General features: G+C 63.5%; 8 protein-coding genes. 4 read left to right on the top strand and 4 right to left on the bottom strand.

The window, feature by feature from the left end:
* Nucleotides 1-277: 277 nt before the first annotated feature.
* Nucleotides 278-865: a hypothetical protein gene (locus LKX83_RS22845; protein WP_227885144.1), complete on the top strand. Its 588-nt coding sequence runs from the start codon at nt 278-280 to the stop codon at nt 863-865.
* Nucleotides 866-927: 62 nt separating this feature from the next.
* Here the strand turns inward: LKX83_RS22845 and LKX83_RS22840 are convergent, their stop codons facing one another.
* On the bottom strand, nt 928-1,386 hold the full coding sequence (locus LKX83_RS22840) for a hypothetical protein (protein ID WP_227885143.1): 459 nt from the start codon (nt 1,384-1,386) through the stop codon (nt 928-930).
* A gap of 268 nt (nt 1,387-1,654) precedes the next feature.
* Between LKX83_RS22840 and LKX83_RS22835 the strand changes: the two genes are divergently transcribed.
* Nucleotides 1,655-2,998, top strand: coding sequence for a DRTGG domain-containing protein (locus LKX83_RS22835; protein WP_227885142.1), 1,344 nt, complete (start codon nt 1,655-1,657; stop codon nt 2,996-2,998).
* Here the strand turns inward: LKX83_RS22835 and LKX83_RS22830 are convergent.
* The 3 genes from LKX83_RS22830 to LKX83_RS22820 form a co-directional block, all read right to left on the bottom strand.
* Complete coding sequence (locus LKX83_RS22830) at nt 2,970-3,284, bottom strand: YtpI family protein (RefSeq protein ID WP_370639113.1); 315 nt, start codon at nt 3,282-3,284, stop codon at nt 2,970-2,972. The genes LKX83_RS22835 and LKX83_RS22830 overlap by 29 nt on opposite strands.
* Nucleotides 3,285-3,356: 72 nt before the next feature.
* Complete coding sequence (locus LKX83_RS22825; RefSeq protein ID WP_227885140.1) at nt 3,357-3,857, bottom strand: hypothetical protein; 501 nt, start codon at nt 3,855-3,857, stop codon at nt 3,357-3,359.
* A 6-nt stretch (nt 3,858-3,863) separates the two neighbouring features.
* Nucleotides 3,864-4,193, bottom strand: coding sequence for a YtrH family sporulation protein (locus LKX83_RS22820; protein ID WP_227885139.1), 330 nt, complete (start codon nt 4,191-4,193; stop codon nt 3,864-3,866).
* Nucleotides 4,194-4,288: 95 nt separating this feature from the next.
* Between LKX83_RS22820 and LKX83_RS22815 the strand changes: the two genes are divergently transcribed.
* Together LKX83_RS22815 and LKX83_RS22810 are read left to right on the top strand one after the other, a co-directional pair.
* Nucleotides 4,289-7,885, top strand: a complete 3,597-nt coding sequence (locus LKX83_RS22815; RefSeq protein ID WP_227885138.1) for a DNA polymerase III subunit alpha — start codon at nt 4,289-4,291, stop codon at nt 7,883-7,885.
* 236 nt (nt 7,886-8,121) lie between these two features.
* A complete protein-coding gene (locus LKX83_RS22810; protein ID WP_080833869.1) occupies nt 8,122-8,310 on the top strand; it encodes a glutamate decarboxylase in 189 nt (62 codons plus the stop codon).
* Nucleotides 8,311-8,426: the final 116 nt, after the last annotated feature.

Below are 8,426 nucleotides of genomic sequence, written 5' to 3'. Positions count from 1 at the left end.
GCCGCTTCCGCGTGCCGATGTACGGTAAATGGGTCCGCACATGGCCGCTCTGCCGTTTCCGCAAACCGATGTACGGTAAATGGGTCCGCACATGGCCGCTCTGCCGCTTCCGCAAACCGATGAATGGCATATCTTCCTGCACATTTATCGCTTTTTTCTCAAATCTACTATTATATAGGCGAAAGCTAGCGAATGCCCTGACAGGAAAAAGAAGGGATTTGTCGAAAGGAAGTCGAATGGATAAGAAACCTTATCCTATCGTTGTGGAGGAACACCGATGCAGCGTAAAAGCTTATCTTTGGACATCCAGAAACTGCTTTCCCTTCTGCGCAATCCGTCGGCCGGACTGGCGCTGCGGGGCGTGGAAGATTTTCCGTACGGCGTTGCCGGCGCGGGGTTGTCGATCGTCGGATTTTTCTTGTGGGTGCTGTCCGTTCAGCATCAAATCAAACGGGCCATTTCCTTTTTGTACGATATCGCGGTTATTCCTATTGTGGGTTACGGAGCGGCGTTCAAATATTTGCTGCTGGCGATTCTCTCGCTCGCCGCGCTCGCGGCGTCCTTGTCGCTCGTCGGCAACCGCCTCGGGCGGCGCAAACGCGCCTGGATCAAAGTCGTCACCCATCAAGGCGCTTCCCAACTGCTTTTCGGAGCCGGCTATCTCGTGTCCGCGCTGGTCGCTTTTCTCTCCTTGAATCTTTCATTCGTGTTGACCGTCGGCCTGCTGCTGCTCAGTCTGATCATGCTGACCGTTCACGCGCTGGAGCTGCACGAAGTCGATCGACGTCAGACGTTCCCGGTCATCGCTTCGGCCATCGTGCTGTATGTCGTGCTGTTGTCGGTCGTGTGGATTCTTTTGTTCTAAAACAAAATCGCCCCCGCGGGGGCGATTTGTCAAGCTTATGCTTGGAAAACGAAAGCGCGACTTTAGGAAGTGGTCGTCCCGGCATCCGCGATGCCATTGAAGCTGACGGGGCCTAAGACGGTGACCGCCGTTGCGCCCGTTTTCGTGGCAAACATCGTATAGCGGATTTCCCGGTTGGCGACGAAGATCGACGGCGGGAAGTCGGCGGCCGTGAAAGAAATGAGCTCGTTGCCCGGGCCGTCCTTCAGGTCGATCGTCGCGGTGTAGAATAGAACGCCGGAGCCGAAGACGGCCGAGCCTCCGCGTTGCAAGGTGACCGTAACCGTGTTATCTGACGTCCCGCTTATGCCGATCGTGCCAAAAAGCTCGACCCGGACATCGCCTTGGTTAGCTGTGCCTACGACTGCGGCAGTCTGCAGACCGATGTCGCCAAGCAGGAGCGGCGTAGCCGACAGCGTCTCCGTTCCCGCGCTGTCATTGCGATGCTGGGACAGACGAGCATCAAGAAATTGGATGGTCAAGAGGGTACCTCCTTTCCGGAAGGATAATAATAGGATATGAAGTCGGGGGACTGTCGGACAGGATATCGGCGGACAAAGGTCACCCATTTTAAGGAAAGAGGCGTTTCCCGTTCGGGAAACGCCTCTTTTCCCGCGGCTGCGGCGACGACCGAAGCGTCCACAGCGACGTCGATCAGCTTCGTTTCCGCGCGCGCCGAACTCGACGCCGAAGATAGCGAGTGCTAAAGTAATCATAACTATACATTGAAGCGATCGGAGGCAGTCGAACATGGCGGGAAACGAAACGGCCGGCGGCGAATTAACGAAGCACGAGCAGCTGCTGCAGTACATCCGGGATCTGCCGGTCGGGACCCGCATCTCGGTGCGGCAAATGGCGAAGGAGCGGGAGGTGTCCGAAGGGACGGCCTATCGCGCGCTGAAGGAAGCGGAGCAGATCGGGTACGTGAGCACGAAGGAGCGGATCGGCACGGTGCGGGTGGACAAGCGGCGCCGCAGCCATCCGGAGCAGCTGACGTTCGCCGAAGTGCTGGAGATCGTGCAGGGGAGCTTGCTGGGCGGGGAGGAAGGGCTGTCGAAGACGCTGCACAAGTTCGTCATCGGCGCGATGGAGCTGGACGAGATGGCGGGCTACATCGATGCGGGCAGCCTGCTCATCGTCGGCAACCGGGAGAACGCCCACCGTCTGGCGCTGGCACACGGCGCGGGCGTGCTCGTGACGGGCGGCTTCGGGACGGGCGGGGACGTGAAGCAGCTGGCCGACGAGCGGAAGCTGCCGATCCTGACGTGCAGGCACGATACGTTCACGGTCGCCTCGATGATCAACCGGGCGATGTACGACCGGCTCATCAAGCGCAAGATCATGATGATCGCCGACCTCGTGGAGCCGTCGGCGCGCGCGGGCTCGCTGAAGCAGTCGGCGACGGTCGCCGACTTTCTGAAGACGAGCGCGGAGACGGGCTTCTCCCGGTTCCCCGTCGTCGACGAATGGAACCGCGTCGTCGGCATGATCACGTCGAAGGACGTCGTCGGCTCCGCCGCCGGCCAGTCGGTCGACAAGCTGATGACGCGCCGCCCGATGACGGTGACGATGAACACGCCGATCGCGTCGGCGGCGCACCGGATGGTGTCCGAAGGAATCGAGCTGCTGCCGGTCGTCGACCGCCAGCGCAAGCTTGCGGGCGTCGTCAGCCGCGCCGAGCTGCTGCGGGCGATGCAGTTCGCGAACCGTCCCCAGCAGCTCGGCGAGACGTTCGACGCCCTCGTATGGGCGGGCTTCTCCGAGCGTCGCGACGAGGCCGGACGCCTGCTGTTCACCGGCCTCGCCACGCCGCAAATGTCGGGTCCGCTCGGAACCCTCTCCGAAGGCGTGCTGACGATGCTCATGCAGCAAGCCGCCGCCAAAGCGACGGACGAGCTCGGACGCCGCGAGCATATGCTGGAGAACATGACGACGTATTTTCTGCGGACGATCGCCATCGACGCGACGCTGACGGTCCAGCCGCTGCTGATCGAGGCGAGCCGGCGGCACGTGAAGATGGAGGTTCAGGTGCTGCAGGAGGGAGACGTCATGGCCAAAGCCATGCTCACGGCGCAGACGATCGACGCCTCTTGAAGTAGGCGTGATTGCGGATGCCGGCGAACAGGTTGAAAATGCCGAGCACGAGGAACATCGCGCCCACGATGACGCGCAGGGTCGATCCGCTGTAAAGGAACATCTGAAGAATCGCGAGGAGGACCAGCATGAGCCCGATGCAGATGTTCATCCGGGCGCCGTACAGGCCGCGCATCGTCTGATCGGCGTGGCGGCGCGACCGGTAGCTGAACAGGACGGACAGAGACAGGCTGACGAGAATCGCGAGGAACAGCACCCATTCGAGGGTTGCTTCAAGCGTAGACAAGACGGGCATCTCCTTTTCGATAACGCGGCGCTAGCCGGAATTGCCCCCCATTGTACCACAATCCGCCCCCGATTACCTCACCATCGTACGGGCTTCGACCCACACCGTGAGCCGGCGGTCGACGGCCAGAACGGTGCGGATGCTGACGATATAATCCTTTTTCTCGATATCGGGATACACCCGGCCTTCGATCAGGCTGCGCGCGAGCTGCGCGTCCGAGCCGATGTCGTAGATTTTGCGGCCGAGAAAGATATGCAGGTCGTCTCGCAAGCGCTTCTTCAGTTCCTTTTCCGTCACCGTGTCGAGCGGAGGCTCTTCCTTCGACTTGTCTACCGGATCGACCAGGTAGAGGACGAGGCTGGTGAATGCGGCCTCCTGCGGCTTTTGCGGGCGCTCGAGCTCCTGCCGAATCAGCTCGACCTGTTCCTTCAGCTCGTAGTTTTGCTGCACGATCCGGTTGCTCTGGTCCAGCACCAGCGCGCTGTATACGGCGGCTCCGACGATCAGGCCGCACAGGAAAAACGCGATCGCCTGCATGCTCCCGCGATAGCGTTCGAAGGATGGCACCCGCACGGCGCGTCACCCCGCGTTCCGGCACATCCACACGACGAGCTCCGTCGCGAGATGGGCGCCGAGAAAGGCGCAGAGGATGTAGCCGATCTGCTGGACCGCCGGCGACAAGTACCCGACCATGACGTTGGCCTCGATGACCCGCAGCGGGTCGATCGAACCGCCGATCGCGACGACGACGGCCCAGATCTTAATGCGGCTTGCGATGTCCAGCACCGTCTCCGCCGGCGGACGCCAGAGGAACAGCGCGGCCATGCCCGCGAGCATCGATCCGCCGAGCACGACCCCGAACGCGATGAAGAAATCGAGAATCCCTTGCACGTAGAACTTGTTGCCCATGTCCCATCCCCTCCACTTCCATATGTATGGGACGTGCCCGGCGCCTTATGATACAATTAATAGACAGAGTACACGGGGAAAAAGAGGGATGCGGCATGTGCGGATTCGTCCATTTACACGTTCATAGCGAATACAGCCTGCTGGACGGCGCGTCGCGCATCAAAGAAATGACGGCGAAGGCCGCCGAGCTGGGGATGCGGGCGCTCGCGCTGACGGATCACGGCGTCATGTACGGAGCGATTCCGTTCTACAAGGCGTGCAAGGAGCGGGGCATCAAGCCGATCATCGGCATGGAAGCCTATATCACCGGAGGATCGCGCAGGGAGAAGGCGTCCCGGCGCGATCAGCCCATCTATCACCTCACCTTGCTGGCGAAAAACGAGACCGGCTACCGCAACCTGATGAAGCTGAGTTCGATCGGCCACCTCGAGGGCTTTCACTACAAGCCCCGCATCGACTTCGAGGTGCTCTCGCAGCATGCCGAAGGGCTCGTCTGCCTGAGCGGGTGCCTGAGCAGCGAGCTGTCGCAGCACCTGCTGCACGACCGCTACCCGGAGGCGCTCGCGACGGCTCGGCGCTATCGCGAGCTGTTCGGCGACGACTACTTCCTGGAAATCCAGGATCACGGCGTGCTCGAGCAGAAGAAGGTGAGCGCCGCCGTCATTCGGCTTGCCGACGAGACGGGCATCCCGCTCGTCGCGACGAACGATTCGCACTACCTGAACGAGGAAGACCACGCGCTTCAGGATGTGCTGATCTGCATCGGCACGGGCAAGACGCTGGAGGATGAGGACCGTCTCAAGATCGACACGACGCAGCTCTACCTGAAGAGCGGGGAGCAGATGGAGGCGCTGTTCCGCCATCGGCCGGAGGCCGTGTCGAATACGGTCAGGATCGCGGAGCGCTGCAATCTGGAGATCGACTTCGGCCGCCATATCCTGCCCCGGTTCGACCCGCTGCCGGAAGGGCTGACGGCCAGCGCCTATTTGGCCCGCCTGTGCGAGGAAGGGCTGAACGATCGGTTCGGCGCGACGGAGGACGAAGCGTTCCTGGCGGCCGCCGGGGAGCGGCTGCGCTACGAGCTCGACGTCATCGGTCGGATGGGCTTCGACGATTATTTCCTCGTCGTCTGGGACTTCATCCGATTCGCGCACGAGCACGGCATCAAGACCGGGCCCGGGCGGGGCTCCGCGGCGGGCAGCCTCGTCTCGTACGCGTTGCGCATCACCGACGTCGACCCGCTGAAGTACAAGCTGCTGTTCGAAAGGTTTCTCAATCCCGAGCGCGTCACGATGCCCGATATCGACATCGACTTCAGCGACGAGCGGCGCGACGAGGTCATCCGATACGTCGCGGACAAGTACGGTGCGGAACACGTTGCCCAGATCATCACGTTCGGGACGCTCGCGGCCCGGGCGGCGGTGCGCGACGTCGGACGCGTCATGAACATCCCTTACGGCGAGGTGGACAAGGCCGCGAAGCTCATCCCCGGCATGCCGGGGATGTCGATCGAGCGGGCGATGCGGGAAAACGCCGAGTTCCGCGCGCTCGCCGAAAAGGGCGGCACGTCGGCGTCGCTCATCGCGATGGCGCGGCGGGCCGAAGGGATGCCCCGGCACGCGTCGACGCACGCGGCCGGCGTCGTCATCTCCTCCGAGCCGCTAACCGACTACGTGCCGCTGCAGGAGGGCTCCGAAGGCGTTCCGCTCACGCAGTACTCGATGGAGCACCTTGAGGCCGTCGGCCTGCTCAAGATGGACTTCCTCGGCCTCCGCACGCTGTCGATCATCGAGCGCGCGATGGCCGCCGTACGGGAGGAGACGGGACGCGAGCTTCTCTGGGCGGACATCCCGGACGACGACCCGGCGACCTACGAGCTGATGGGCCGGGGCGACACGACGGGGATCTTCCAGCTCGAGTCGGCGGGCATGCGGCGCGTGCTGCGGGAGATGAAGCCGAGCTCGTTCGAGGACATCATCTCGGTCATCTCGCTTTACCGCCCAGGCCCGATGGAGTCTATCCCCCAGTTCATCAAGGCGATGCACGGCGAGGTGGCGGTCGAATACCCGCATCCGTCGCTCGCTCCGATCTTGGGCGACACTTACGGGATCATCGTCTACCAGGAACAGATCATGCAGATCGCGTCTACGATGGCCGGCTTTACGCTCGGAGAAGCCGATCTGCTCCGGCGCGCCGTCAGCAAAAAGAAGCGAGAGGTGCTGGATGAGCAGCGCGCGCACTTCGTACAGGGCAGCCTCGGACAGGGCTACACCGAGGACGAGGCGAACCGCGTCTACGACATGATCGTCCGATTCGCGGATTACGGCTATTGCCGGGCGCACGGTGCCGCCTATGCGGTGCTGGCCTTCCAGACGGCCTATCTGAAGGCGCACCACCCGGTCGCCTTCATGGCGTCGATGCTGACGGCCGTCATCGGCAACCAGCGCAAGACGGCGGAGTACGTCGACGAGTGCCGCCGCATGGGCATCGCCGTGCTGCCGCCCGACGTGGGCGAAAGCGGCGTGCTGTTCACGCCGGTCCGCCGAACGGAGGAAGGTCGCGAGTCGGCTCCCGGCGGCGCGATCCGCTTCGGGCTGGCGGCGGTGAAGAACGTCGGCACCCAGGCGATCGACTGCCTGCTGCGCGAGCGCGCCGAGCGGCCGTTCGACAGCCTGACGGACCTGTGCCGGCGCGTCGATCCGCGCGTGTGCAACAAGCGCGTTCTCGAGTCGCTGTTGCTCGCCGGGGCGATGGACTCGCTGCCCGGCCACCGCTCGCAGCTGCTCGCCGCGCTCGATGAATCGGTCGAGGCGGCCGCCGCGTGGCGCAAGGAGCGGGAGGAGCTGCAGCTCGAGCTGTTCGATCTCGGCGAGTCGCCGAACTGGAACGTCGACCTGCCCGAGGTGACGCCGTTCACCGCGACGCAGACGCTCGAGCTGGAGCGCGAGCTGCTCGGCCTCTACCTGTCCGGCCACCCGCTCGACGCCTACGACGAGATGTGGGACAAGCTGCGGCTCGACCGGATGGTGGATCTGGCCGAGGCGCCGGACGGCGCGACCGTGCTGACGGCCGGCATGGTCGTTTCGGTCAAGCCGATCGTAACGAAAAACGGCCAGGCGATGGCGTTCCTCGAGCTGGAGGATCGCATCATGGGGGCGGAGCTCGTCGTGTTCCCGTCCGTCTGGAAGACGGCGACGTCCTTTGCCGGCAAGGGCTCGCTCGTTCTCGTGCGGGCCAAGCTGCAGCAGGGCGACGAGGACTTCAAGCTGTTGGCGGACGATCTCGTGCCGCTTTCGGCCCCCGATCTGGAGCTGCAGGCCGCGCGTCTTCGCCGGGCGCCGTCCCGAGGCGCGCCAACGCAGCGCCGCGACGCGGCGGGCGGGAATCCCGCGCCCGTTCGGTCGGCGCCCCGCGAGGACCGGCAGGCGGCAGCCGCAGCCGGACCCGCCGCGGCCATCGCGCCGGCGCAGCGCGTCTACGTGCGCATCGACGCGCAGCACGAGCAGCCCGCCGTGCTGAAGCGGCTGCAGGCGCTGCTTGCGGCGCACCCCGGCAGCCATCCGACCGTGCTGTTCTACGAGCGGGAGCATCGCACGGTCGCCCTGAACGAGACGTATCGCGTCAAGCCCTCCCCTTCGCTGTTCGCCGCCGTGGAGCAGCTGCTGGGCGAAGGCGCCGCCCGGGTCAAATAAATCGGGCCTCCGCCCGGGCGCGGGTCCCGGCCGCAAGCCGTTCCGTAAGACTTTGCGCCTATCCGGCACCGCGTCCCGTCCGTCCTTCCGGCGGTCCCGAACGCGGCCGGGACAAGGCGCTTTTTCCTTTTTGCCTTGGAGGCTCTAGCGTTCGCTCGGTTGCTAGTCCTGCGTCTAGTGTGCTATCATTTCCTTATTGTAGACCTGATCAAGCTATTCATTGGGGGTACCGCTTCATGTGGACGGTCATTTACATTGCGCCGACCGCGAAGATTGCGGAACGGATCCAGAAGCGGCTGACCGAAGAAGGCTTCCTCGTTCAGGTCCGCCCGATCAACCTGACCAAGCCGCAATACGAGATTCTGGTGCCGTCCGGTGAAGTCCAGGAAGTACAAGAAGTGCTCGGCAGTATATTGCATATGTGACTAATGCGGCAGATTGCCGTCCTATTACGGGTCGGATCGTCCTATGCATGTCGCGCCTGATAGCTGCGGATTCCGCCTGCGGCGGGCTTGCCCCGTCCCCGGCCGAACCGCCATTT

It is taken from the genome of Cohnella baijiui (genome assembly GCF_020731285.1).
GTDB lineage: Bacteria > Bacillota > Bacilli > Paenibacillales > Paenibacillaceae > Cohnella.
Note: the sequence above shows the minus strand (reverse complement) of the source record. Positions and strands in the feature narration are given on the sequence as shown.

Coding starts and splice junctions, on each gene's coding strand:
- LKX83_RS22845 (WP_227885144.1), top strand. CDS start 278: ATGCAGCGTAAAAGCTTATCTTTGGACATCCAGAAACTGCTTTCCCTT.
- LKX83_RS22835 (WP_227885142.1), top strand. CDS start 1,655: ATGGCGGGAAACGAAACGGCCGGCGGCGAATTAACGAAGCACGAGCAG.
- LKX83_RS22820 (WP_227885139.1), bottom strand. CDS start 4,193: ATGGGCAACAAGTTCTACGTGCAAGGGATTCTCGATTTCTTCATCGCG.
- LKX83_RS22815 (WP_227885138.1), top strand. CDS start 4,289: ATGTGCGGATTCGTCCATTTACACGTTCATAGCGAATACAGCCTGCTG.
- LKX83_RS22810 (WP_080833869.1), top strand. CDS start 8,122: ATGTGGACGGTCATTTACATTGCGCCGACCGCGAAGATTGCGGAACGG.